Origin of the sequence: Mycobacterium botniense (assembly GCF_010723305.1) — a bacterium.
GTDB classification, from domain to species: domain Bacteria; phylum Actinomycetota; class Actinomycetes; order Mycobacteriales; family Mycobacteriaceae; genus Mycobacterium; species Mycobacterium botniense.
Genome location: NZ_BLKW01000004.1, coordinates 877,131 through 902,275, shown reverse-complemented (window position 1 = coordinate 902,275; position 25,145 = coordinate 877,131). Strand labels below are relative to the sequence as shown.

The following is a 25,145-nucleotide window of genomic DNA, read 5'->3' as shown; positions in this document are numbered from 1 at the left end:
TGTCTGCGCTATCGCGTCTTAGCGGCCACGAACGGCAGGCGCACCACTTCGCATTCCATTGCGCGCCCGCGCACGTCGACGGTGACGTGCTGGCCGTCCTCGACGCCGGCGTCGGTATCGATCAACGCCAGCGCGATGCCGACTTTCAATGTCGGAGAAAACGTTCCCGAAGTGGTGATCCCGATCGCGCGGTCTCCGCACCGCACCGTCAGACGGGGGCGCAGCACCCCGCGGTCGACGGCCCGCAGGCCACGCAGCCGTCGACGTGGTCCTGCAGCCTTTTCGGCCAGCAGTGCATCCCGGCCGAAGAACGCATCCTTTTTCCAGCCGACCGCCCAGCCGCAGCCGGCTTGCAGCGGCGAAATCTCAGTCGACAATTCATGCCCGTGCAACGGGTAGCCCATCTCCGTCCGCAGCGTGTCACGGGCACCGAGACCGGCCAGCTGCCCACCCGCGCCGGTGACCGCTGCCAGCAGCGGTTCGAAAATCACCCCGGCGGACTCCCAGGGCGGCAGCAGCTCGTAGCCGTGCTCACCGGTATATCCGCTGCGGCACACCCGCACCGGCACCCCGGCGTAGGACGCGTCGGTGTAGCTCATGTAATCCATGCCGGTCGGCAGGCCCAGGTCGTCGAGCACCTCGGCCGAACGGGGCCCCTGCACCGCCAGCACAGCGTAGGAGCGGTGCTCGTTGCTGATCACCACCCCGGGCGGCGCGACTGCCCGCAAGGCGGCAACGACAGCCGCGGTGTTGGCGGCATTGGGCACCAAAAAGATCTCGTCCTCGGCCACGTAGTAGGCGATCAAATCGTCGATGACCCCACCGGAATCGGTGCAACACAAGGTGTATTGCGCTTTCCCCGGCCCAATACGATTCAAGTCGTTCGTCAGCGTCGAGTTGACGAACTGCGCCGCGCCCGGCCCGCGGACCAGCGCCTTGCCGAGATGACTGATGTCGAACAAGCCCACCGCGGTGCGGGTCGCGATGTGCTCGCTGACCGTACCGGCGTAGGAAATCGGCATCAGCCAGCCACTGAACTCGGCGAAGGTGGCGCCAAGTTCACGGTGGCGGTCTTCCAGGGGGCCGTGCACCAGGTCATCGTTCACGACAGCCCACCCTAGACCGGCCATGGTTAGGGTGATGGCCGTGAGCAGACAACCCGGTTACCTTGCCCCCGACGTCACCGTTGCCTCCACGCTGCCGCGCCGCGGCGCCGCGTCGGCGGTGTTGATCGTGCCGGTCGTCTCGACCGGCGATGACGACCGGCCCGGCGCGGTCGTCGCCGCAGCCCACCCATTCCTGCCCGGCGAAGCGGTCGCCGAGATCGAGGCGGGGCTGCGCGCTCTGGACGCCACCGGCGGCAGCGAACAGGTGAACCGGCTGGTGGTGCCGTCACTACCGGTGGGCAGTGTGCTGACGGTGGGCCTGGGCGGGCCGCGAGACGAGTGGCCGGCCGACACGCTGCGTCGCGCGGCCGGTGCGGCCGCCCGGTCGCTCGGGGGCGCCGAATCGGTGATTACGACGCTGTCCGAACTGGACATGGCCGCCACCGTCGAAGGTCTCATCCTGGGCAGCTATCGGTTCACCGCTTTCCGCAGCGAAAAGACCGCCCCGAAAGACCGTGGGCTGCGCAAAATCACCGTGCTGTCCACAGCCAGGGAGGCCAAAACGCAGGCCGCACACGCCGCGGCGGTCGCGGCCGCGGTCGCTACCGCCCGCGACTTCGTCAACACCCCGCCCAGCCACCTTTTCCCCGCTGAATTCGCCGCACGGGCACAGGCTTTGGGCGAGTCCGCGGGCCTGGACGTCGAGGTGCTCGATGACAAGGCGCTGCAGGACGCCGGCTACGGGGGGGTGATCGGGGTCGGCAAGGGCTCGTCCCGGCCGCCGCGGCTGGTGCGGCTGATCCACCGCGGGTCACAGCTGGCGAAAAACCCGAAAGCAGCCAAGAAGGTCGCCCTGGTGGGCAAGGGCATCACGTTCGACACCGGCGGTATCTCGATCAAACCGGCGTCGAACATGCATCACATGACCTCGGATATGGCGGGGGCGGCCGCGGTCATCGCCACCGTGACACTGGCCGCGCAGCTGAAGTTGCCGATCGACGTGATCGCCACCGTGCCCATGGCCGAGAACATGCCGTCGGGAACCGCGCAAAGACCCGGTGATGTGCTGACCCACTATGGTGGCACCACCGTCGAAGTGCTCAACACCGATGCCGAGGGTCGACTGATCCTGGCTGATGCGATCGTGCGGGCATGCGAGGACAACCCTGATTACCTCATCGAGACATCGACGCTGACCGGTGCGCAGACGATAGCCTTGGGGACCCGCACGCCGGGGGTGATGGGCAGCGACGAGTTCCGCGACCGGGTGGCCGCCATCTCGCAGCGGGTCGGCGAGAACGGCTGGCCGATGCCACTGCCCGAGGAGCTCAAAGACGAGCTGAAGTCGACGGTGGCCGACTTGACCAATGTGAGCGGCCAGCGTTTCGCCGGCATGCTGGTGGCCGGCGTCTACCTGCGCGAGTTTGTTCCCGATACCGTGTCGTGGGCTCATATCGACGTGGCCGGCCCGGCCTACAACACCGGAAACCCCTGGGGTTACACGCCCAAAGGCGGCACCGGTGTCCCCACCCGCACCATGTTCGCGGTGCTGGAGGACATTGCAGAGCACGGCTGATCGCTGCCGCGGTCCGCGGCAGCACCGTTGACCCCGCGCGGCACGGCTTGCACCCTGGTGCCTGCCGTGCCGATCGGGCGCCTTTATTCCGTTTCGCGTTTAGACACGGTCCGCCACGGCTACACTCGCTCTGGTTTAAGCCGTGGAAAGGCACACATATGGGCGCGCGGCGGGTGATCGTGATTATCGGTGCCGCGGTTTTGGCGGCCGGGCTGATCGGGTTGTTCCTGCCGGTGTCGGTGTCAGGTGGCGGGAGCGGTTCCATCGGGTGCGGCAACGCGGTGGCATCGAATCTCTCGTCGGCGCAATCAGCCAACAACCAGAACCCGGCGAACCTCCCCATCGTCAGCCAGCTGGTGCCGCACACCGATTATGTAGCCGAATGCCAGTCGTCACTGTCGAGTCGGCGTGCGTGGAGCATACCGTTGACGATTGCGGGGGTCATCGCCGCCGGCGGCGCGCTGTTGGTGCGGCGACCGCGGGGAACAACAGCGCGCGAGCTGTAAGGCCGAGCGCTGCCGCAGCTGCGGCGGGCGGGATCGGGCCGACCCATCTGACCAACGTCACGACCCGTTGCCGCTTTCCCACACCATCGGGAACGCCGCTGCCCTGGGTGTGGGTCGAGTCTGCCGCAGTGACAGGATGGTTTCGATAATCGACTTGGGCACCGCCCACGGACGCTGCGGGTGAGACAGAGGTCCCGTGCGATGACCGACCGACCGATCGAGGAGTCAACACAATGGCCTTCTCCGTCCAGATGCCGGCACTCGGTGAAAGCGTCACCGAGGGGACAGTCACCCGCTGGCTCAAACAAGAAGGCGACACGGTCGAGGTCGATGAGCCGCTGGTCGAGGTGTCGACCGACAAAGTCGACACCGAAATCCCGTCCCCGGCGGCCGGTGTGCTCACCAAGATCATCGCCCAGGAGGACGACATCGTCCAGGTTGGCGGTGAGCTGGCCATCATCGGTGACACCGCGGATGACACCGGCGCGCCGCCCTCCCCGCCACCGGCCCCATCCCCATCAGAACCCGAGAGCGCACCGCAACCCCAGACCGCACCGCCACCGGCCGCGGCGGCTTCCGGCCAGTCCACACCGGTGCTGATGCCTGAACTCGGTGAATCGGTGGCCGAGGGCACGGTGACCCGCTGGCTGAAAAAGGTCGGCGATCATGTGCAGGTCGACGAGCCCCTGGTGGAAGTGTCGACCGACAAAGTCGACACCGAAATCCCCTCTCCGGTGGCCGGCACGCTGGTCAGTATCACCGCCGACGAAGACTCCACTGTCCCGGTCGGCGGCGAGCTGGCCCGGATCGGGGTGGCCGCCGACAGCACGGCTGCGCCGGCGACTGAACCTGAGCCGGCAACCCAACCACCCCAGCCCGCCGCGGCGCCGGCACCTGCACCGCCAGCCCCGCCACCTGCACCCAAGGCCGGGGTGACACCGCCGTCGGAGCCGGCGCCGCAAGCCCAACCCGCACCGCAACCTCAGCCGGTGCCCACGGCCGAAGCGCCGCCGCCCCGGCCCGCTGCGGCCGCCACCCCACCAGGCGCGCCCTACGTCACCCCGCTAGTGCGAAAGCTGGCGGCAGACAACGGTGTTGACCTCAGCCAGATCAGAGGCACCGGTGTGGGCGGGCGCATCCGCAAGCAGGATGTGCTGGCTGCCGTCCGGCGAAAAGACGAGGTGCGCACGGCGCCGACACCGCCACCGCCCGGACGGGGCCCGGCGGCGCCGACCCCCTCCGTGCCCGCATTGGCGCATCTGCGGGGCACCACCCAGAAAGCCAGCCGGATTCGCCAGATAACCGCCAACAAAACCCGCGAATCTCTTTTAGCGACAGCACAACTCACGCAAACCCACGAAGTGGACATGACGAAGATCGTGGCGCTGCGGGCGAGGGCCAAAGCCGCCTTCGCCGAACGTGAGGGGGTGAATTTGACGTATCTGCCGTTCATCGCCCGGGCGGTGATCGACGCGCTGAAGATCCACCCCAACATCAACGCCAGCTATAACGAGGAAACCAAGGAAATCACCTACTACGACGCCGAGCACCTCGGGTTCGCCGTCGACACCGAGCAGGGTCTGCTCTCACCGGTCATCCACAACGCCGGCGACCTCTCGCTGGCCGGGCTGGCGCGCGCCATCGCCGATATCGCCGCCCGCGCGCGGTCGGGTGACTTGAAACCCGACGAGCTCTCCGGCGGCACGTTTACCATCACCAATATCGGCAGCCAGGGCGCGCTGCACGACACCCCGATCCTGGTCCCGCCGCAGGCTGCCATCTTGGGTACCGGGGCCGTCGTCAAACGTCCCCGGGTGGTCGTCGACGAGAACGGCAATGAATCGATCGGTATCCGCTCCATCTGCTATCTGCCGCTCACGTACGACCACCGGCTGATCGACGGCGCCGATGCCGGACGTTTCCTGACCACCATCAAGCACCGGCTTGAAGAGGCAGCGTTCGAGGCCGATTTGGGGCTGTGACGATATGGCCAAAGCCGTCATCGCGGTCGCTGGTTCATCCGGACTGATCGGCTCGGCTCTGGTGGCAGCGCTGCGCGCGGCCGATAACCAGGTGCTGCGGATCGTGCGCCGTACACCGTCGAATTCCAATGAACTGCATTGGAATCCCGATAGCGGTGTTTTCGATCCGGGTGCACTGCACGGAGTTGACGCCGTGGTCAACCTGTGTGGTGTCGGCATCGCCCAGCGCCGATGGTCTGGCGCCTTCAAGCAGAGCCTGCGCGACAGTCGCATCACGGCCACCGAAGTGCTGTCGGCCGCGGCCGCCGATGCCGGCGTCGGCGTGCTGATCAATGCCAGCGCAGTGGGCTATTACGGGAACACCAGGGACCGTGTGGTCGACGAAACCGCCTCGCCGGGAACCGGTTTCCTGGCCCAGCTGTGCCGGGACTGGGAGGCTGCCACCGCACCCGCTCAGCGCGCCGGCGTTCGTGTGGTGCTGGCCCGCACCGGACTGGTGCTAGCCCCGTCCGGTGGGCTGCTGCGCCAGCTGCGGCCCCTGTTCTCGCTCGGGCTGGGCGCTCGGCTCGGCAACGGCCGCCAATACATGTCGTGGATCACCCTCGAAGACGAGGTGCGTGCGCTTCGCTACGCGATCTCGCACGCGTCGCTGTCCGGTCCGGTGAACATGACCGGGCCGGCGCCTGTCACCAACGCCGAATTCACCGCAGCCTTAGGCCGTGCCCTCAACCGCCCTGCCCCGTGGACGCTGCCCGGATTCGCCGTGCGCGCCGCGCTCGGTGAATTTGCCGACGAGGGGCTGCTCACCGGCCAGCGTGTCATTCCGGCTGTGCTTGAGCGAGCCGGTTTCCAGTTCCACCACAACACCATCGGCGAAGCGCTGAGCTACGCCACAGCCCGCCCCAGCGAAGCCTGATCGGACTCGCGTGGACGCGGCGCTACACCGCAGTCGGGGTGACGCCCGCGGCATCCCCTGCTGCGGCGATGGTGGGTGGCCGATCAGTGTCCCGGCCGGGGGTTGGCCAGGGGCCACCGGTGGGCCGGGTGGGCGTACCCTCGCCACCGTGACGAGGTCTATCCGCTCGAGCCCGGCTCCGATCGACGTGCGCCAACTGGGCAGCATCGACTACCTCGAGGCGTGGCGGTTGCAGCGCGAACTGGCCGACGCCCGGGTGGCCGGCGGTCCCGACACCCTGTTGCTGCTGGAACACCCGCCGGTGTACACCGCCGGGCGGCGCACTGAGCCGCATGAGCGGCCCGTGGACGACGCGTCTGTCGTCGACACCGACCGCGGCGGAAAGATCACCTGGCACGGTCCGGGCCAACTGGTCGGTTACCCCATTATCGGCCTGACCGAACCGCTCGACGTGGTCAATTACGTTCGCCGCCTCGAAGAAGCGCTGATCGAGGTGTGCAGCGAGCTGGGCCTGGACACTGGCCGGATCGACGGCCGGTCCGGGGTGTGGCGCCCGGCCGGCGGTGGCCGGCCCGCGCGGAAGGTCGCCGCCATCGGCGTGCGGGTGTCGCGGGCCACCACGCTGCATGGGTTCGCCCTCAACTGTGACTGTGACCTGGGCGCTTTCGCGCGGATCGTACCGTGTGGCATCAGCGACGCCGGGGTGACCTCATTGTCGGCCGAACTCGGTCGGCGGGTGGGTGTCGATGAGGTCCGATACCTCGTCGCTGACGCGGTGTGTGCTGTCCTCGACGGTGTGCTGCCGGTCCGTGACCACGATGCGACCCGCGTAGCATCAACGTTGTGACCGTCGCTCCGGAGGGCCGCAAGCTGCTACGGCTGGAAGTGCGCAACGCTGCGAGCCCGATCGAGCGCAAGCCGCCGTGGATCAGGACCAGGGCCCGCATGGGGCCGGAATACCGCGAGCTGAAAAACCTGGTCCGCCATCAGGGACTGCACACCGTCTGCGAAGAAGCGGGCTGCCCCAACATCTTCGAATGCTGGGAGGATCGGGAAGCCACCTTTCTGATCGGGGGGCAGGTGTGCACCCGTCGCTGCGACTTCTGCCAGATCGACACGGGCAAGCCCGCCGGCCTGGACCGCGACGAGCCGCGGCGGGTGGCCGAGAGTGTGCATGCGATGGGGTTGCGGTATTCCACGGTGACCGGTGTGGCCCGCGACGACCTGCCCGACGGCGGGGCTTGGCTATACGCGGAGACGGTTCGCGCCATCCGGCAGCTGAACCCCTCGACCGGTGTGGAATTGCTGATCCCAGATTTCGGTGGCGACCCCGGCCGACTCGAGGAGGTGTTCGCGTCTCGTCCGGAAGTGTTGGCGCACAACGTTGAAACCGTCCCTCGCTTATTCAGACGGATCCGGCCCGCGTTCAGCTATCAGCGCAGCCTCGGCGTGTTGACGGCGGCCCGCGACTTCGGCCTGGTCACCAAGAGCAATCTGATCCTCGGCCTGGGCGAGACCCCCGCGGAAGTGCGTGCTGCCCTGGCTGATCTTCGCGCCGCCGGCTGCGATCTGGTGACCATCAGCCAGTATTTGCGTCCGTCGGTGCGCCATCACCCGGTCGAGCGCTGGGTGCGCCCTGAGGAATTCGTCGACTATGCCCGCTACGCCGAGCAGCTGGGTTTCGCCGGGGTGCTGGCCGGGCCGCTCGTGCGATCGTCGTACCGGGCCGGCCGGCTTTACGCGCAAGCCACACAGCACCGACGCGCCCGAGCGTCGCGCTGACGGCGGTTCCGTATGGTGGGTAGTTATGGCGAAACCCCGCAATACCGCTGCCGCCAAGGCGGCCCGGGCTGAGGCCAGGGCCGCTCGCAAAGCGGCGGCACAGCAGCGGCGCAGTCAACTCTGGCAGGCGTTCGTCATGCAGCGCAAAGAGGATAACCGCCTGCTGCCCTACATGATTGGTGCATTCGTGCTGATTGTGGGGGTATCGGTGATGGCGGGCGTGGCCGTCGGCGGTTTTGCGATCATCATGATGATCCCGCTGGGGGTGGTGCTGGGCGCGTTAGTGGCGTTCGTCATATTCGGCCGGCGGGCGCAACGCACGGTCTACCGCAAGGCCGAAGGGCAGGCCGGCGCTGCGGCGTGGGCGCTGGAGAACTTGCGCGGCAGATGGCGCGTCACTCCGGGCGTGGCTGCCACGGGCAACTTCGATGCGGTGCATCGGGTGATCGGCCGGCCCGGGGTCATCCTGGTCGCCGAAGGTTCACCGGCCCGGGTCAAACCGCTGCTGGCCCAGGAGAAAAAACGCACTGCCCGGCTGGTCGGCGACGTACCGATCTACGACATCGTCGTCGGCAACGGGCAAGGCGAGGTTCCGCTGGCCAAGCTCGAGCGCCACCTCAACCGCTTGCCGGCGAATATCACGGTCAAACAGATGGATGCCCTGGAGTCGCGGCTGGCTGCGCTGGGCTCGCGGGCTGGTGCCGCCGCCATGCCCAAGGGACCGGTGCCCCCCGCCGCCAAGCTGCGCGGGGTCCAGCGCACCGTACGCCGCCGCTAGCCCGCTGCACGCCACGACGAGCCGCTCCCAGCCGACCGGTTACCGGCGCAGCACAGCGGTGCCGGTCAGCCGATCATGCAGGCCGCGTCCGTCGGCGTCGACGAACAGCGCCGGGATGACCGTCGCTATCAATGCCGCCCGCAACGCCGCGCGGCCAAGCCGCACCGGCGCCGGCCTGTCCACGCACACCACCATCAGCCCCAGCATGAATTGTCCGGGCGTGAAACCGAACAACCAGACTGCAACCGTGCCAAGTATGAACCAGAAGACCAGCACCGCCGTGTCCAGCAGCGCGAGCGGAACGACCCCGAGCGCTGTCCCCAGGCCAGCCAGGCCGTACGCCACCAGCCAGTCGGCCGCCAACGCGCTCAGCCGGCGTCCCATTCCGGCCAGTGCGCCGCGACCAGCCTCCGGTAATCCCAGCGCCTGGCCCCGATACCCGTGCCCGGCAGCTGATACCGGCCGCTTCGGCTGCCGGCCGGGGCGCGGCCATCGGTCGGCCGGTTCCGGGACCCGAGCGGCATTTCCGCAAGGCATGGCCCAACGATACGGGGTCACCACACCGGAATAGAGCCAGCACGGTTCGAGCGCGGGCACCCCTCCGCGTAACGTCTGCGCAACAAGGGGGTGACTATAGTGCAATATCGGCTCCATAGCGTCAGTGCGGCGGTTACCAGTAGAGGAGCAGGCAGTGACCGAAATGACGCCCGACGACGTCTTCAAGCTCATCAAGGACGAAGACGTCCGCTACATCGATGTGCGCTTCTGCGATCTGCCCGGCGTCATGCAACACTTCACCATTCCGGCGTCAAGCTTTGATGAAAGCGTGTTTGACAACGGGATCGCGTTCGACGGTTCGTCGATTCGGGGCTTTCAGGCGATCCACGAGTCCGACATGCTGCTGCTTCCCGACCCGGACACCGCGTGTGTGGATCCGTTCCGTGCCGCTAAGACGCTGAACCTGAACTTTTTCGTGCATGACCCGTTTACTCTCGAGCCCTACTCCCGCGACCCCCGCAACGTGGCCCGCAAAGCCGAGAGCTATCTGGCGAGCACCGGTATCGCCGACACCGCGTACTTCGGCGCCGAGGCCGAGTTCTACATCTTCGACGCGGTGCGATTCGATTCCAAGGCCAACGCGTCTTTCTACGAGGTGGACGCGATTTCCGGCTGGTGGAACACCGGCAACCCCACCGAGGCCGACGGCAGCCCCAACCGCGGCTATAAAGTCCGCCACAAGGGCGGCTACTTCCCGGTGGCACCTAACGACCATTACGTGGACCTGCGTGACCAGATGCTGACAAACCTGATCAACGCCGGCTTCACTTTGGAGAAGGGCCACCACGAGGTGGGCAGCGGCGGGCAGGCCGAGATCAACTACGTCTACAACACACTGCTGCACGCGGCCGATGACGCGCAACTGTACAAATACATCATCAAGAACACCGCGTGGCAGGCCGGCAAGACCGTGACCTTCATGCCCAAGCCGCTGTTCGGCGACAACGGGTCGGGTATGCACACCCACCAGTCGCTGTGGAAGGACGGCAGCCCGCTGTTCTACGACGAGACCGGCTACGCGGGGCTGTCGGATCTGGCCCGCCACTACATCGGCGGCCTGCTGTATCACGCGCCGTCGCTGCTGGCATTTACCAACCCGACCGTCAACTCGTATAAACGGCTGGTGCCCGGCTACGAGGCACCGATCAATCTGGTGTACAGCCAACGCAACCGGTCGGCGTGTGTGCGTATCCCGGTGACCGGCACCAACCCGAAGGCGAAACGGCTGGAGTTCCGCTGCCCCGATTCGTCGGGCAACCCGTATCTGGCTTTCGCCGCCGAGCTGATGGCTGGGCTAGACGGCATCAGGAAGAAGATCGAACCGCAGCCCCCGGTGGACAAGGATCTCTACGAGTTGCCACCCGAAGAGGCCGCCAACATCCCGCAAGCACCGACCTCGTTGTCGGCGGTGATCGACCGGCTCGAGCAGGACCACGAGTACCTCACCGAGGGCGGCGTGTTCACCTCCGATCTGATCGAGACGTGGATCGCCTACAAGCGCGAAAACGAAATCGACCCGATCAACATCCGGCCACATCCTTACGAGTTCGCGCTCTACTTCGACGTGTAGACCGACTATCACTGGTGGTCTGTGTCAACACTGGCACAGTGGATCAGCAGTGCACAGCAGAGCGGTGGCGCCCCGCCCTTTTCCCGGGAGTTACACCGTTTAACTTCAAACAGTCCTTACATTACGCCGCCCGGCTTGACCCGCTAAACGGCTGACGGTAGCTTCTCCGCTGTGGATTCCAAGGGCGTCAACTATTCGCGCACCGTCACGGTGTTTGAGCGAAAGCTGAAGTTGCATCGACATATTGTTGGTGGCCAGTGGGATAAGATCGGTCGGCTTCAGTTTGATTTCATGGTCGCGCAGGGATTGAAACCGGATTCGACACTGCTTGATGTGGGGTGCGGCGCACTGCGGGGGGGGGTGCACTTCGTCCGCTATCTCAATGACGGAAACTATTACGGCATTGATATCAACAAGGGGCTGTTAAAGGCCGGCAAGCAGGAGCTTCGAGACGCTGGCCTTGATAAGACCGTGCATTTGCACCGTACCGCTGACTTCGACGCCTCCGGGTTCGGAGTAAAGTTTGATTTCGGCATCGCAATGTCGCTGATCACTCATTTGGCTGCAAACCACATCCTCTATTGTTTCGCGCAGATGCGCCGCGTCATGCACAAGCAGAGCCGGTTCTACGTCACGTTCTTTGAAGTTCCCGAACTTCCAGTACCGGATCGCGGCTATAAGCAACCTAAAGCTGGTATCGTGACATATTTTCTGCGTGACCCATTCCACTACACACGTGAGCAAGTTGAGGATTTCGCACGTTCGGCCGGATTGCTTCCCAGTTACATTGGCGAATGGGGTCACCCACGGAATCAGCGGATGCTAGCGTTGCGACCCAGCTCAGATCACAAATTCAGCGTCAGAACCCGTCTAACTTCGAACTAGCGCCCCTCGGTTGCTAGACGGTATGGGGGGCTGGGGCCTCGCTCACATGTGAACGTGGGTTGCCGACAGGAAACGGGTCCTGGCCGGTAGAGCCACAAGATGTGGGAGGCCCCAGTGAAGGTTCAGCGTACGAGTGTCGGTTTGGATGTGCATGCGCGGTCGGTGGTTGGGTGCGCGTTGGACGGAGATACCGGTGAGGTATTCGAACGTCGGTTGACCCCGGATTATCGGCTCTACGCAGCCAAGCGTGGTAGACGACCTCGCAGTGGTGTCGGGATTTGATGGTTCCATCTGATTCCGCAGTGCAGTAGTAGGCGCAGCCGATAGTTGCTGAAGTTTCGAAATCCGTGGCCAACGCGCTTGACCTTCTTGATGAGCAGGTTGACTGCTTCGGTGGGTCCGTTGCTGATCCGACCGGCGTTGAAGTAGGCCAGGAACTCCTCGCGCCAAGTGGTGATGGTGCGCGCCAGGCGGGCGAGTTCAGCAACGCCGGAGTCGATGCCCAAGACCGTCCAGTCATAGAGGCGGTTGGCCGCATGGTCGCCGTCACGGCAGCCGTAGATCGCGCGCAGCTCCTGGGCGGCCACCCACGCTTTGGCGACCTGGCCATCATCGTCGCCGGCTTCGATGCCAGACAGCAGCCGCGCCCAGGCGTGCTCGGTGAGATTGTCGGCGCCGCGGCGCAGTACTCGCCGAATCCCATACAGCGGGTCGCCACCGCGGCCCCGATGCCCGCACGTTTCTTGTTGCACCCGGCGACGCGCATCATCGACGGCCGCAAAGCCCAGGCGCACCACGTGGAACGGATCAAGGACCCGCACCGCATTGGGCAGCCCGGCCGACAGGGCGGCGCCATAGCCGCGGAACAGATCCAATGCCGCCACTGTAACTGCGCTGGCCCACACATCCGGCTGTTCAGAAAACCGGTCCGCCAACACCTTCCGGCTCCGACCAGGTACCACATCAATCAGCCGGACACGATGTAGGTCAACGATGCCCGTAGCGAACCCAGTGCCACAGACCGCATTGGCTCGGGTGAACGCGGTTTCATCCACCCCGATCGCGGTAGCCGCCGCGCCAGGGCATGCCCGCTGCAACAACGGCTCGCCATGGTCGCGCACCGCAGCCATCACGGTGGCCCAGCCGACGCCGAACTCGCGGGCCACCGCGGCCACCGCATGCCCGTCACGACCCACCCGCCGACAGGCGTGGGCGCGGGCCCGCTCGGTCCATGACGCGCGCGGCGCGATCGCCGGATGCGTTTCGGTCCAGGTCTGCTGCTCACATTGGGGATGCACGCACCGCCAGATGCGTTTGACCCACACCAGCGTCACCGGTCGATCCCCGGCCGACAAATCACGCACCCACGTCGGGCGGCGATCATGCAACCGCGCGATCGCCCCGCATACCGGACACCAGCCGGTCGCCGCGGTTGTCTCAATCGCGTACTCCAGTTCACCATCGTGCTCGGACACCGCCAGCACGGCCATGCCTTCCAGTCCAAGCATCACCGTCGCACTACTGTTGTTATTCACCTGGGGCCTTTCCATTCGTGTTCACTAACACCACGAATCATGAGGCCCCAGGCCCATTCCCAGGGCCAGGCAGACAACCGTGTCACCCGACCGCTACCAAGCTTCATTGCGAAGACCCGGATTATCAGGAGATTTTGGAGTGGTTGCGATCGTTGCCGGGCCGGGTCGCGGTGGCCTATGAGGCTGGCCCGAAGGGGTTCGGTCTGGCGCGCTTTCTGGTGGCGGCTGGGGTGATGTGGCTGGTGGCCGCTCCGTCGAAGCTGCAACGCCCGACCGGGGATCGGGTCAAGACCGATGCCCGTGATGCGGCGCATCTGGCCCGGTTGCTGCATTTGGGTCAGATTGTGGAGGTCACGGTTCCCAGCGCCGAGCAGGAGGCGGCCCGAGATCTGGTGCGGGCACGAGAGGACTGCCGCGGGGATCTGATGAGTGCCCGGCATCGATTGTCGAAACTGCTGTTGCGGCAGGGGGTTATCTATTCCGGTGGAGGAACTTGGACCGGCAAGCACGAACTGTGGCTGCAGCGGCGCGTTGCAGCTCACCTACGACACGGCACTGGACACGATGCTGGCCACCGTGGATCGCCGTAACCGCCTCGACGAGGCGATCGCCAAGTTGGCCGCCGACAGCGCCTACACCCCGGTGGTGACCCGGCTGGGTTGTCTGCGCGGGGTCTCGACGCTGACGGCGTTTGGGCTGGCCGTCGAGATCGGCGACTGGCACCGGTTGACCGGCCGCTCGATCGGCGCCTACCTGGGTCTGGTGCCCACCGAGTACAGCTCGGGGGCTTCCCGCTGGCAGGGGGCGATCACCAAGACCGGCAACAGCCACGCCCGCCGACTGCTCATCGAGGCGGCCTGGCATCACCGCCAGCCCTACCGACCCGGAATGGTGATGCGGCGCCGCTGGGACGCGGCCAGCCCGGCAGCACGAGCGCGCGGCCAACAGGCCAACCGGCGCCTGCACGAGCGCTGGTGTCGCTTCGATGCCCGTAACAAGCGCCCGGTGGTCGCCAACACCGCGATCGCCCGCGAACTGGCGGGCTGGTGCTGGTCACTGGCGGTCCTCGACAGCTAAACCGAAGTTGCGACTGTTTGGGTGGCTGATCTGGGCTTTGGGGTGGGGATTTGGTGGTTTTTGGTGGGTTGGGTCTGACTACGCGGCGATGGTGAGGGGTATGGTGACCCCGATGAGGTCGAAGGCGCGGCGTTGTTCGGGTGTTGGCTGGGTGAGTGTGTCGATTTCGATGTTGGTGTGGTGGTAGCGGATTTGGTTGCGGGTCAGGGTGGCCAGGTGGTCGAGCAGGGCGCGAAAGCTCCGCGGGGTGCCGTGGGGGGTTTGTTGGCGGGAGGCTTTGGCTTTCGCGGCTGGTGAGCGTTGGGCGGGCGCGACGGGGTTGTCGCGAGCTGGTGGGTGTTCGTCGGTGTAGGTCAGCGGTGCCCAGGTTTTACGCAAGTGCCAGGTCAGATAGCAGGCCAGCAGGCAGATCAGCACGTGGGCTTTGACACGGTCGGACAGCCGGTGGTGGATGGGCCGCAGGTCGAGGTCGTCGGTTTTGATGCTGCGGAAGTCGCGTTCGAGGTGGGCGAGGTTCTTGTAGCTTTGCACCACGGCGGGGCGTCGAGGTCGGCGGCGGGCACGCAAGTGCGCAGCACGTAGATGCCATCGAGGGCGGCTTCGGCGGCGATGGCGGCCTCATCGCGCCCGTAGGTGAAGCCGGTGTCGGTGATCTGGTAGCGAAAATGCTTGCCCACCTTGTATTTATTGATGACTTTCCCGACGGCTTCTCCGATGCGGGCCGCACCGGTGAGGGTTCCGCGATCGACCCGCTCGGCGATACGGGCCAGCAGCGCCTGGGTCGCGGCCAACAGTTCGGCGCGTTTGCGGGCGCGCTCGGCGGCCAGGGCGGGGTTGCGGCAGGCGATCAGCCGCTCGCCCGGGTAGTCGGGGTGGGTGATCTCGGCGAGGTCTTGGATGTCGAACAGGCTCATCTGCAGCGGCCCGTCGTCGGCGGCGAGTTTGGTGATCGCCGGGGCGCGCAGCGCGGTGATCCACCCGAACCCGGCGCCGGTGTCGTTGAGTTTTTTGATCGCCTCGATGCGCGCGCGGGTGATCATCCCGCGATCACCCACCAGCACCAGCTGGGTCAGCCCAAACCTGGTTCGGATGACGTCGACGATCTCGGTGAAGGCGAGCGGGTCGGCGGTGTCGCCGGGAAACACCCGCACCGCCACCGGGCGCCCGGCCGCATCGGTGAGCACCCCGTAGGTGATCTGGGGAAGTCCCTTTTTGCGGTCGCGGGAATACCCGCGGGCGGCCAGCTCGCAGCAGCGCCCGGTCACCCACGAGCTGGTCAGGTCAAACAACGCCATACGCGACGGGTTCACATCGCGACCAAGGTGTTTGGCAACAAGCTTTTTTTCGATCACGTCTTGGCGGGCCAGCAGCCAGTCCATCGCGGCATACACCTCGTCGGTGGATGCGCCGGCGATGGCCAGGTCGGCTCCCAGCGTGGTGTCGGCCCAGCGCGACAGCGTCGCCAGCTTAGAGCCCGGGTGAATCACCCGGGAGATGATCAATCCCAGCACGAGATCGCGGGACCGGCAGGGCGGTCCCAAAAGCGCCGGCAAGCCAAGCTGGCGGGCCATCGCCGCCACGGCGGCCACATGCCCGTGCGGCAGCGCCCGCGTCACCGTGAATTCATCGTCGGCGGGCACCAGGGTATGCCCCTTCAACGTCGCCTCCAGCGCGGCGATCGCCGCCGGGGGCAGCGTGGACAGGTTGGCCACCGTCTCGTTACGCACCGTGGGCCCATCACGGTAGGTGCGGCGCAGCAGCACCGACTCATAGATCCGTTCGCTGCCCTGCTTATCCACGTGAGTCTTCCTCACTCTGACTACGTGGGCCTTCATCGGGCTACGCGGCATAGCCACAAGTATAGACGCTTTACACCAGAATACTCGGAACAACACACATAAATTCGTGACTACAAATTCAGGCCAGGTCCATGCCCAAAATGTCAGCTCAAACGGCTAATCCCCGATCAGAACCCGCCGCAACTTCGGGCTAAACCCGCGCCCTCCACAACTGTCCGAATCGAGCCTGGTGGCGGCAGCGCCTGGGAGTGACCCGCGAACGCTTTATGAGCAATCCTGTTGCCTGACAACGTGATGACGCTCGACCTCTAGATCTGCGATCCACTCCAGCAGAACAGTCCGTCCTGCGGTAACCAACCCGCGAATATCAGACTTGACACCCGCGTCGACAACCTCGACACGCTCGCCAACCGGGACGATTCGGTCAACCGGAAGCGGGCGCCCGGCGACGGCCGCGGCGCCTGCTTCCCCCTGCCTGGTTGACAAAACGAATTACATATCAAAGCGTGTCGAACAACTGGCTGCGGTCGAGTCGTCGGAGCAGCAGAGCGATTTGGCTGAGGTGGCGGAAGCCTTTGCGGGCGGCGAGGGTGGTTTGGTAGTGGCGGTCGATGCGGCGGCAGTGGTTGATCCAGCTGTTGGTGCGTTCGACTACCCAGTGGGTGCACGATGAACCCGCGGCCGGGTTTCGGCCCGGACACCACGTCCACTGTGACACCGGCCCTGGCCGCGGCGGTGGTGACGGTCTGGCCGGTGTAGCCGGGAATGCGCGGGCAAAGCAAGCGGCGCAACGTAACGCGCCGACGGCCCGATCAAAGTCATCCGGATGCCGCGCATTGCCCGCAACGGAGCGGTCAAGGCCCGTACCGCCGCGCTCAACACACCGTGGCGCTCAATGAGCGGACGCGATCAACACCTCGACAGCGAGACACGCACTTTGCGAACGCAACTCGACGAGCTCACCCGCGGAGCAGCGTCAGGCCCAGCCGGCCGGTGCGCCTTATCGGTGCTGAAGGATGACTGTGGCCCGGTTGATCGGCATCAGCATCGGTCGAATCGGATGCGCTCGAGCGGGCGGCCCCGGCAACGCGGTCAGTGACCGGTGCTGCAGCAGGGTCCGGAATAACACCCGGGCCTCGAAGGTGGCCAGCTTGGCGCCCAGACACCGATGAGCCCCGCCGCCGAACGGCAGCCATGTGTAGGTTCCCGGCGGGGTGTTCAGGAACCTCTCCGGCCGGAACGCCAGCGGGTCGTCGTAAATATCGGGCCGTTCGTGCACAGCCAGAAAAGGGATCACGACCACCGTGCCCCGGGGCAGGGCGATGCCGTTCAAAACGGTGTCGCGCAACACTCGCCGCGCGGTACCGGGAACGGCCGGCCGCAGGCGCATCACCTCGTAAATCACCGCATCCAAATAGCAGTCGTCACCCGCCTCGATGCTGCGCTGCAACTCGTCCAAGACCCGGGGGTTGTGGCTGACAAACTCGGCGATCCACGCTAACGTCACCGCCGTGGTCTCGTATCCCGCGAGAACGGTTCCGCGCAGCTCCCGGGCCAACGTGGCGTCATCCTTGGGATTTTCACTTTGGGCATTCACCTGAAGCATGTGCTCAATCAGGCCATTGTCCGAGTAGCCTCGCCCGGCTCGGCGGTTGGCGATCTCTTTGAGAAGGATTGCGTCAACTGCCTTCTCGTGTCGGCGGAGCGGAAGATAGGGAAGGGCGTGCCCGCCGGTGAACACGCCGAGCGCACTGAGACCTTGAAAAGCAGGGCTTTCCAGAGCCTTGAACCACCCGTACATCGCCTGCTCAAGGTCAGCTGTCGCGCCGGGCTCGGCGGCGCCGAAGACCACCGACATCATCACATCGACGGCAAGCTGGTAGCCAATCTTGAGAAAGCTGATCGGCGAGCCGACCGGCAGCCGCTCGAGGTGCTTTCGCATCACGGCGGCAATCGCATCCTCATAGGACTTCAGAGCCCGGCCATGGTAGGGCGGTGACACCAACTTGCGCTCCGCGCGATGCTGCGCACCTTCGAGGAAACTCAACGTGTCGGTACCGAATATCACATCGTGGGCCGTCAGACGCCGCAAGACCTGCCCGAACGAGAAGTTGTCTTCCGGGTCGATCAATAACGCCCGCACGTCGGCAATCGAACTGGTGAACAGCAGCGGCGGTAGGAGCGGCACGTCGACGACAACCCGCTCGCCGAGGCGGCCCAAAGCAGAGCTGGCCGCCCCGGGCCACAACAATGCCGGAACGTCTCTCGCGGCCGACCACACCCGGGCGTGCGGCAAGTCGTGCAGGCTGGACATCTGATCAACAGGGGCCGCCATCGAGCGCACCTACCTTCTGGGACGTCAACGGTGCATAGGCAGACCTTAGGCTCACCTGGCGGACCGCTCAACCCCGCCCGGACCAGCCCCGGCGCACTCAACTGCGCTGCTGTTCCCGCGACAGCGCCGTGCCGGCGAAAACCGTCGACCCTCGGCGCACCGTCTTCTACTGTGCCGCTTAGGAACTCTGGAACTCTCGCCCACCGCCATGTTGTGCGAACAATCCGGGGCCGACGGCGTGGGTCGGCAACCCCCGACCAGGTCTGGCCCGGCCAGGGAGGCTGCGCGTCCCCCAGCGTGCACCCGGGGCGACGGTCACCGGCGTGTCGCCACCCTGGCTGCACAGTGGGCACACCGTCTAACACCCGCAGCGAGAAATCCGAGTTTTGCGAAAACCGGGGGCTGGGCCTGCACCACGGCACCGATTTCACAGATCAGCCCGGGGATCTCCTGTTGACGGCACCACAATGCACGGGTCTCAGTGAAACGGGATATCCGGCGACGTCGCCCGTCTGCCGTTCACATCACGGTAATGAGTTCCGCGACACGCCCGGAGAGCGCACATTCCCCAGTGCAGACCCCGTTCACTTTTATGGTGGGCGCACCTGTGTCGAAGAGGTAGCGCCCGGATGAGCAACAGCCCGTTTGACGGCATGTCCCGAAGGGAGTTTATCGCCAAAGTCACCGCCGCGGGGGGCACTGCGATGCTCGCGGCATGGGCGGCACCCATTATCGACAAGGCCTACGCAATGCCGGTGCCATCGGGTTCACTGCAAAGCATCCAGCACATAGTTCTGTTCATGCAGGAAAACCATTCATTCGACAACTATTTCGGAACCCGGTACGCGGTTAACGGATTCGGCCACGATCCGAATAATCCACCGCCGGTTTTCCGGCAGCGCGGCTGGGCACCGTCACCGACCGGCGGCCGACCCACCGACTTCAACAACCCTAGCTTGTACACATTGCCATTCCGGCTCAACACCACCCGAGGCCCGAGCCTGGACGGCGAATGCGTCAACGACCCCGACCACACCTGGATCGGCATGCACAAGGCGTGGAACGGCGGCGCCAACGATATGTGGTTGCCCAACTCGATCCGCGCCGTAGGTCCCCGCAACGCGCCGGCCGTCATGGGCTACTACACGCGCGCAGACCTGCCCGTGCACTATATGCTGGCCGATAAGTTCACTATCTGCGATAACTATTTCTGCTCAGTGCTGGGACCTACGATTCCCAATCGGCTGTACTGGCTCAGCGCGACAATCGACCCAGAGGGTAACTTCGGCGGCCCGATTGTGGAAACACCAGGAATTTGGCCGAATTTCAAGTATTCCTGGGAAATCATGCCGCAGGCCCTCGACCAGGCGCAAGTGAGCTGGAAAGTTTACAACAGCCACGATGTCGGGCCGATCAACCGTGTCCTTTACAACGGATTGGTCAGTGCATTCAAGCAAGCCCGGGATATCAGATCGAGCTTGTGGAGAAACGGCATCGCGCCCAGATATCCGTCGGACTTCGCCGCTGACGTCGCGGCCAACCGCCTCCCGCAAGTGTCATGGGTGATTGGCCCCCTGCTTCAATGCGAGCATCCGGCGCTGCCGGTGTCCCTCGGCGGTACCGGCATCGTCAATGTGCTGCGGATCCTGCTGTCCAACCCGCAGGTTTGGGAGAAAACGGCGCTCATCGTCACCTATGACGAGAACGGCGGATTTTTCGACCACGTCACCCCACCGACCGCTCCTCCCGGTACCGCCGGTGAGTACATCCCGCAGTCCATCGTCAGCAATGTGCCGGACTCAGGCGGGATCAGCGGGCCGATCGGCTTGGGCTACCGGGTCCCATGCCTGGTCATCTCACCGTTCAGCCGGGGCGGGCGAGTCGATTCGACCGTCTACGATCACACCTCGCAGCTGCGGCTCATCGAGACCCGGTTCGGAGTGCAGGTGCCGAACCTGACCTCCTGGCGGCGGGCGACCACAGGCGACATGACAAACGCATTCGACTTCAGCACGTTCGACCCGGGCCGTCCCTACCTCGACACACCCACCCTGGATGCGCTGCCGAAACTCCCACAGTGTGTGCCCAATGTCGTCACCGGCTTTTTGGATAAAGGCACGCCGTATCGGGTGCCGTACCCCCAGCAGATGCCGGTGCAGGAGACCGGTCCGCCCGCCTAGCGGTCACGCATCGAGCGCGAGATCCTTGCGCAAGCGCCGCATACCGTCGATCTTTTCCGACAAGGTGGCGCCGGCGCCGGTATAGAACATCCACGGCATGGTGAGAATGCCGGTGATGCCAGCGTCCTCAGCGCGCCGGTAGTCGCCGATGGTGAAAGCATCGGTGAGCGGAGTCAGGATGGTGAAATCGTCGAGCGGCAAGTCGTTTTCGGTGCGCAGCGTGCGCAGTCGGCGCGCCACCCCGATAGCCCGGTCGGTCTTGATCAAATCCCCGATCCAGCCGTCGTTGCGGGCGGCACGGCGGAGCGCAAGCTCGCTGAGCCCACCGACATAGATCGGTATCCGCGGCGGTGTGGGTTGCATCTCCAGCCGTGGGGTGTGGTAGAACTCGCCGTCGAACTCCGTCCAGCCGGGTTCCCACAGCGCTCGCATCAAATCCAGTATTTCGTCGGTGCGTCTGCCGCGGTCCTCGAACTGTTCACCCATCAGCGCGAATTCCTCCGCGCACCACCCCACACCGACGCCGAGCTCAACCCGGCCCTCAGCCAGAAACGCAGCGGTACCAATGGCTTTGGCCGCGGAGTAGGGATTGCGCATCGCCGGGACGTACACGGTGGTGACGAACCGTAGCCGAGTGGTCACCTGCGCCAGCGCCCCGATCAGTACCCACGGATCGGGCCAGTCGGTAAACGGCTGCCAGCGCCGCTGCCCGTCTTTGGTGTACGGGTACGGGGTGCGCAGAGTTTCCAGGTTGACGACGTGGTCGGGGATACCGACACCGTCGTAACCGAGGTCGTCGGCGGCCTTGGCGACCTCGATGATCTCGCGGGTATCGAGGAAGGCGCTGCTGATGTAGTACTTCACGACGCTTCCCGCGCCCACGACGGCCGCACGAAAACTCCCTCCGCTTCGGCAGTTATCCCTGAGGCATCTGAAAGGTGGCCTCGGACAAACGTTTTGACAGCCTCTGCGCGGTCAATTTCCGCTTCGGCGCGCAGCTCACCCAGAGGGGTGCCACGCAGGTATCTGACGGTGATGGTTCCGGTGAACAGCGGTTTGGTCAGTCCTTCGCTGGCCGCCTCACCGAGCATGTGATCGAGCACCAGAGCGCACACGCCGCCGTGCACCAGACCGGGTGGGCCTTCGTAGGCTGCCCCGAGAGAAAACTCACTCCAGCAGCGGCCAGGCGCGTCGTGATTGACCGTCAGCGGAGGCGCGATCGGGTTGCGCAGGCCGATCACCGCGTTACTCCACACCACGGGGCGGCCATCGGCCCCGATGCGCACCTCCGGCCGGGTGCGGAGCTGACCGGCGCGCAATGCGTCGGTGACCGCCGCGATCGCAGCCCGCGCCTCCCGGAGGGTGTTTTCGTCGGCGTCGGTACGGATGGTGGCGTCGATCAGATCGCGGACCGCATCGGTTAGCGGGCCATATAACGATGTCAGTCGGTCGTATTCCTCGGCGCTGATGGCCTCCAACGTTGGGTCCACCCGACTCCGCCTCCTGCCGCCGGCTTGTAGCCATCTTCGTGCGTCCTTACTAGCAGCACGGTGCGTCCCCCGCGCGCACCGGGGTCAGTTCCGTGCCGCGTCAACCGCCGAACACCCTGCGCACGACCGCTTTTGCGCGCCGGGTTACTCGCAGATAGTGGTCCAGGAATTCGCCACCGTCACCGCTGTGCCAACCCGCGGCGGCGGCGACGGCGTTGAGCTGGCGCCCGGGACCCGGTAGCTGGTCGGTGGGCTTGCCGCGCACCAGGACCAGCGCGTTGCGGGCCCGTGTCGCGGTCAGCCAGGCCTGCCGCAGCAGATCCACGTCGTCCTCGGCGAGCAGCCCGGCCGCGGCGATGGCGTCGAGGGTTTCCACTGTCGACGTGTTGCGCAGCTCGGGAAACTCGTGCGCGTGCAACAGCTGCAGCAGCTGCACAGTCCACTCAATATCAGCCAGTCCCCCACGGCCCAGCTTGGTATGGGTATTCGGATCAGCACCGCGCGGCAGCCGCTCAGCATCGACACGTGCTTTCATGCGGCGAATCTGGCGCACCGCCTCAGCCGATACGCCCCCGGGGGGATAACGTGTCTTGTCGGCCATCCGCAAGAATCGCTGGCCCAGATCTGCGTCGCCGGCGACCCAGGATGCCCGCAGTAGGGCCTGAATCTCCCACGGCTGCGCCCACTGCGCATAGTAGGCCTCATAGGCTCCCAGCGTGCGCACCAGCGGACCGCTGCGCCCTTCGGGCCGCAGGTTGGCATCGACATACATCGGCGGGTCGGCGCTGGGCGCTCCTAACAGCGCCCGCATCTGCTCGGCGACCGACGTCGACCAGCGCACCGCCGCCGAATCATCGGCGCCACCGGCTGGTTCGCAGACGAACATCACGTCTGCATCCGACCCGTAGCCCATTTCCCCGCCCCCGAGCCGGCCCATCCCGATGACCGCGATAGCTGCCGGCGCGCGACGGCCATCAGCGAGATTGGCCCGCACCACCACGTCCAGGGCGGCTTGCAGCGCGGCGGTGCCCATCGCGGTCAGCGCTTTGCACACGTGCCTGACATCGAGCATGCCGAGCAGATCCGCCGAGGCGATCCGGGCCAGCTCGCGGCGACGCAGTGCGCGGATGGCGGCGATGGCCCGCACCGGGTCGGGATGCCGACTCGCCGACGCGACGAGCGACGGTGCTAACGCACCGGGCTCGACGTCAAGCAACTTGGGGCCGGATGGCCCGTCCCCATACTGCTGGATGACCTCGGGCGCGCGCATGAGCAGTTCCGGGACATAGGCCGAGGTGCCCAACACCCGCATCAGCCGCTTGGCCACCGCGCTTTCATCGCGCAGCGTGGGCAGAAACCAGCGCTGCCCGGCCAGCGCCTCGCTGAGCCGGCGGTAGGCCAGCAGACCGCCGTCGGGATCGGGAGTGTCGGACAACCAGTCCAGCAGCTTGGGCAGCAAGACCGCCTGCACGCGTCCCCGGCGGCCGCTTTGACCAATCAACGCGGCCAGGTGACTCAGCGCGCTTTGCGGGCCCTCGTAACCGAGTGCGGCCAATTGCCGCTCCGCCGCAGCGGGTGTCATCCCGTGGGTGAATTCCAGCCCGGGTGGCCCGATGGATTCGAGCAGTGGCTGATAAAAAAGTTTGGCGTGCAGCCGTGATACCCGCAGGTGGTGCCGCCGCAGCTCCTCACGCAGGACTCCCTGCGCGTCGCGTGTCCCATCGGGAAGGATATGGGCCGCACGCGCCAGCCAGCGCAGTGCTTCGTCGTCGTCGAACCGTGGCAGCAGGTGCGTCCGTTTCAGTCGCTGCAGCTGCAGTCGGTGCTCGAGCAGCCGCAGGAACTCGTAGGAGGCTCTCAGGTTCTCCGCATCCTCACGCCCGATGTACCCGCCGGCTCCCAGCGCCCCCAGAGCATCCACCGTGGACGCCACGTGCAGCGATTCGTCCGTGCGGCCGTGAACCAGTTGCAACAGCTGTACCGCGAACTCGACATCACGCAGTCCACCGCTGCCGAGTTTGAGCTCGCGGTCGCGGAGTTCGGCGGGCACCGACTGTTCCACCCGTCGGCGCATCGCGCGGACTTCGGACACGAAATCCTCACGCTCGCACGCTTGCCACACCATCGGCGTCAACGCCGCCACGTACTGCCGACCGAGCTCGGGATCGCCGGCGGCCGGCCGGGCTTTCAGCAATGCCTGAAACTCCCAGGTTTTCGCCCACCGCTGGTAGTAGGCGATGTGCGCGTCGAGTGTGCGGACCAGTTCGCCGTGGTGTCCCTCCGGGCGCAGCCCCGCGTCCATTGTGAAGAAGGCCTGTGAGGCCACTCGCATCATCTCGCTGGCCAGGCGCGCGGTCAGCCAGTCGGCACGCTCGGCGACGAAGATGACATCGACGTCGCTGACGTAATTCAATTCGCGGGCACCGCATTTACCCATCGCGATGACCGCCAGGCGGGGAGGGGTGCGCTGCCCGCACACGATTCCTTCGGCCACCCGCAACGCGGCGGCCAGCGCGGCGTCGGCGAGATCCGACAGATGTGTGGTCACGGTGGTGAACGACGGCGCCGGCAGGTTCTCGACCGTCGCTGCCACATCCAAAGCGGCCAGCACCAGCAGCCGATCCCGGTAAAGGGTGCTCAGCCGGGGCAACACCAACCCTGGCGCACTTGACGTTTCGGCCACACATTCCAGAAAAGTCCCGCGCAGCTGGTCAACCGAGGGCAATGTGAGGTCGCCGCGAAGCAACCGCCACGACGCTGGATGCGCAACGAGGTGATCTCCAAGGGCCAGCGACGAGCCCAAGACCGCGAACAGCCGCCCCCGCAGTTCCCGCTCAGTCAGCAGGGCGGCATTGAGCTCCTCCCAGCCGGCACCCAGGGCCTCAGCCAGCCGCACCAGGGCATGCAGCGCAGCGTCGGCGTCGGGTGCCCGTGACAGCGACCACAGCACGTCAACATGCTCAATGCTGTCCCACCCCAGCCGCGCCACGTTGGCGCCCGCACGCGGGTCCACCAGCCCGAGCCGCCCGACACTGGGCACCGCCGGGCGCTCGATGGCAGGTTTGGACAC

The 25,145-nt window shown here is 65.8% G+C and carries 18 protein-coding genes and 3 pseudogenes; 12 read left to right on the top strand and 9 right to left on the bottom strand.

Going from position 1 to position 25,145, the window contains the following annotated elements:
• Window positions 1-8 precede the first annotated feature (8 nt).
• Window positions 9-1,130 carry a glycine cleavage system aminomethyltransferase GcvT gene (gene gcvT / locus G6N08_RS14220; protein WP_163758293.1) on the bottom strand — a complete coding sequence of 374 codons (1,122 nt, stop codon included), beginning with the start codon at window positions 1,128-1,130 and terminating at the stop codon, window positions 9-11.
• A 16-nt stretch (window positions 1,131-1,146) separates the two neighbouring features.
• On the opposite strand from gcvT, the gene G6N08_RS14215 reads away from it, so the two are divergent.
• The 7 genes from G6N08_RS14215 (at window position 1,147) to G6N08_RS14185 (ending at window position 8,646) form a co-directional block, all read left to right on the top strand.
• Entirely contained in the window at window positions 1,147-2,682 is a 1,536-nt protein-coding gene (locus G6N08_RS14215) for a leucyl aminopeptidase (protein WP_163758292.1), read from the top strand.
• 158 nt (window positions 2,683-2,840) lie between these two features.
• Window positions 2,841-3,188, top strand: coding sequence for an aminopeptidase (locus tag G6N08_RS14210; protein WP_163758290.1), 348 nt, complete (start codon window positions 2,841-2,843; stop codon window positions 3,186-3,188).
• Between the two features lie 233 nt (window positions 3,189-3,421).
• Complete coding sequence (sucB, locus tag G6N08_RS14205) at window positions 3,422-5,170, top strand: 2-oxoglutarate dehydrogenase, E2 component, dihydrolipoamide succinyltransferase (protein ID WP_163758288.1); 1,749 nt, start codon at window positions 3,422-3,424, stop codon at window positions 5,168-5,170.
• 4 nt (window positions 5,171-5,174) lie between these two features.
• The gene (locus G6N08_RS14200) at window positions 5,175-6,086 is read left to right on the top strand and encodes a TIGR01777 family oxidoreductase (RefSeq protein ID WP_163758286.1); all 912 of its coding nucleotides are present in this window, start codon (window positions 5,175-5,177) and stop codon (window positions 6,084-6,086) included.
• A 148-nt stretch (window positions 6,087-6,234) separates the two neighbouring features.
• On the top strand, window positions 6,235-6,933 hold the full coding sequence (gene lipB / locus G6N08_RS14195; protein WP_163758284.1) for a lipoyl(octanoyl) transferase LipB: 699 nt from the start codon (window positions 6,235-6,237) through the stop codon (window positions 6,931-6,933).
• Window positions 6,930-7,868 carry a lipoyl synthase gene (lipA, locus tag G6N08_RS14190; RefSeq protein ID WP_163758282.1) on the top strand — a complete coding sequence of 313 codons (939 nt, stop codon included), beginning with the start codon at window positions 6,930-6,932 and terminating at the stop codon, window positions 7,866-7,868. The genes lipB and lipA overlap by 4 nt, the downstream gene beginning before the upstream one ends.
• A 25-nt stretch (window positions 7,869-7,893) precedes the next feature.
• Window positions 7,894-8,646, top strand: coding sequence for a DUF4191 domain-containing protein (locus G6N08_RS14185; protein WP_163758280.1), 753 nt, complete (start codon window positions 7,894-7,896; stop codon window positions 8,644-8,646).
• A 39-nt stretch (window positions 8,647-8,685) separates the two neighbouring features.
• Here G6N08_RS14185 and G6N08_RS14180 read toward each other — a convergent pair whose 3' ends face one another.
• Window positions 8,686-9,183, bottom strand: a complete 498-nt coding sequence (locus G6N08_RS14180) for an RDD family protein (RefSeq protein WP_163758278.1) — start codon at window positions 9,181-9,183, stop codon at window positions 8,686-8,688.
• Between the two features lie 154 nt (window positions 9,184-9,337).
• Between G6N08_RS14180 and glnA the strand changes: the two genes are divergently transcribed.
• The 3 genes and pseudogenes from glnA to G6N08_RS20795 all read left to right on the top strand — a co-directional run.
• A complete protein-coding gene (gene glnA / locus G6N08_RS14175) occupies window positions 9,338-10,774 on the top strand; it encodes a type I glutamate--ammonia ligase (RefSeq protein WP_163758276.1) in 1,437 nt (478 codons plus the stop codon).
• 171 nt (window positions 10,775-10,945) lie between these two features.
• Window positions 10,946-11,659, top strand: coding sequence for a class I SAM-dependent methyltransferase (locus G6N08_RS14170; RefSeq protein ID WP_163758274.1), 714 nt, complete (start codon window positions 10,946-10,948; stop codon window positions 11,657-11,659).
• 114 nt (window positions 11,660-11,773) lie between these two features.
• Window positions 11,774-11,887 (top strand): annotated as a pseudogene (locus G6N08_RS20795) (IS110 family RNA-guided transposase); the annotation flags it as partial.
• Window positions 11,888-11,892: 5 nt separating this feature from the next.
• Here G6N08_RS20795 and G6N08_RS14160 read toward each other — a convergent pair.
• Entirely contained in the window at window positions 11,893-13,194 is a 1,302-nt protein-coding gene (locus G6N08_RS14160; protein WP_163758272.1) for an ISL3 family transposase, read from the bottom strand.
• A 116-nt stretch (window positions 13,195-13,310) separates the two neighbouring features.
• Between G6N08_RS14160 and G6N08_RS14155 the strand changes: the two are divergent.
• A pseudogene (locus G6N08_RS14155) lies at window positions 13,311-14,271 on the top strand (IS110 family RNA-guided transposase); the annotation flags it as partial.
• Between the two features lie 78 nt (window positions 14,272-14,349).
• Here the strand turns inward: G6N08_RS14155 and G6N08_RS14150 are convergent.
• The 3 genes and pseudogenes from G6N08_RS14150 to G6N08_RS14140 form a co-directional block, all read right to left on the bottom strand.
• Window positions 14,350-16,121, bottom strand: a pseudogene (locus tag G6N08_RS14150) (IS1634 family transposase).
• Window positions 16,122-16,569: 448 nt separating this feature from the next.
• Window positions 16,570-16,788 carry a transposase gene (locus G6N08_RS14145; RefSeq protein ID WP_163758270.1) on the bottom strand — a complete coding sequence of 73 codons (219 nt, stop codon included), beginning with the start codon at window positions 16,786-16,788 and terminating at the stop codon, window positions 16,570-16,572.
• 282 nt (window positions 16,789-17,070) lie between these two features.
• Window positions 17,071-18,405, bottom strand: coding sequence for a cytochrome P450 (locus tag G6N08_RS14140; RefSeq protein WP_163758267.1), 1,335 nt, complete (start codon window positions 18,403-18,405; stop codon window positions 17,071-17,073).
• Window positions 18,406-19,034: 629 nt separating this feature from the next.
• On the opposite strand from G6N08_RS14140, the gene G6N08_RS14135 reads away from it, so the two are divergent.
• Complete coding sequence (locus tag G6N08_RS14135) at window positions 19,035-20,585, top strand: phospholipase C (RefSeq protein ID WP_163758265.1); 1,551 nt, start codon at window positions 19,035-19,037, stop codon at window positions 20,583-20,585.
• Window positions 20,586-20,588: 3 nt separating this feature from the next.
• Here the strand turns inward: G6N08_RS14135 and G6N08_RS14130 are convergent, their stop codons facing one another.
• From G6N08_RS14130 to G6N08_RS14120, 3 genes are all read right to left on the bottom strand, one after another.
• Window positions 20,589-21,449 carry a TIGR03619 family F420-dependent LLM class oxidoreductase gene (locus tag G6N08_RS14130; protein ID WP_163758262.1) on the bottom strand — a complete coding sequence of 287 codons (861 nt, stop codon included), beginning with the start codon at window positions 21,447-21,449 and terminating at the stop codon, window positions 20,589-20,591.
• On the bottom strand, window positions 21,446-22,075 hold the full coding sequence (locus G6N08_RS14125) for a PaaI family thioesterase (protein WP_163758260.1): 630 nt from the start codon (window positions 22,073-22,075) through the stop codon (window positions 21,446-21,448). Before G6N08_RS14125 ends, G6N08_RS14130 begins: the two co-directional genes overlap by 4 nt.
• 100 nt (window positions 22,076-22,175) lie before the next feature.
• On the bottom strand, window positions 22,176-25,145 hold the full coding sequence (locus G6N08_RS14120) for a bifunctional [glutamine synthetase] adenylyltransferase/[glutamine synthetase]-adenylyl-L-tyrosine phosphorylase (RefSeq protein WP_163758258.1): 2,970 nt from the start codon (window positions 25,143-25,145) through the stop codon (window positions 22,176-22,178).

Bases quoted from the DNA above. Each gene is read 5' to 3' on its own strand.
- gcvT (WP_163758293.1), bottom strand. From the start codon at position 1,130: ATGGCCGGTCTAGGGTGGGCTGTCGTGAACGATGACCTGGTGCACGGC.
- G6N08_RS14210 (WP_163758290.1), top strand. From the start codon at position 2,841: ATGGGCGCGCGGCGGGTGATCGTGATTATCGGTGCCGCGGTTTTGGCG.
- sucB (WP_163758288.1), top strand. From the start codon at position 3,422: ATGGCCTTCTCCGTCCAGATGCCGGCACTCGGTGAAAGCGTCACCGAG.
- G6N08_RS14200 (WP_163758286.1), top strand. From the start codon at position 5,175: ATGGCCAAAGCCGTCATCGCGGTCGCTGGTTCATCCGGACTGATCGGC.
- G6N08_RS14185 (WP_163758280.1), top strand. From the start codon at position 7,894: ATGGCGAAACCCCGCAATACCGCTGCCGCCAAGGCGGCCCGGGCTGAG.
- G6N08_RS14180 (WP_163758278.1), bottom strand. From the start codon at position 9,183: ATGCCTTGCGGAAATGCCGCTCGGGTCCCGGAACCGGCCGACCGATGG.
- G6N08_RS14140 (WP_163758267.1), bottom strand. From the start codon at position 18,405: ATGGCGGCCCCTGTTGATCAGATGTCCAGCCTGCACGACTTGCCGCAC.
- G6N08_RS14135 (WP_163758265.1), top strand. From the start codon at position 19,035: ATGAGCAACAGCCCGTTTGACGGCATGTCCCGAAGGGAGTTTATCGCC.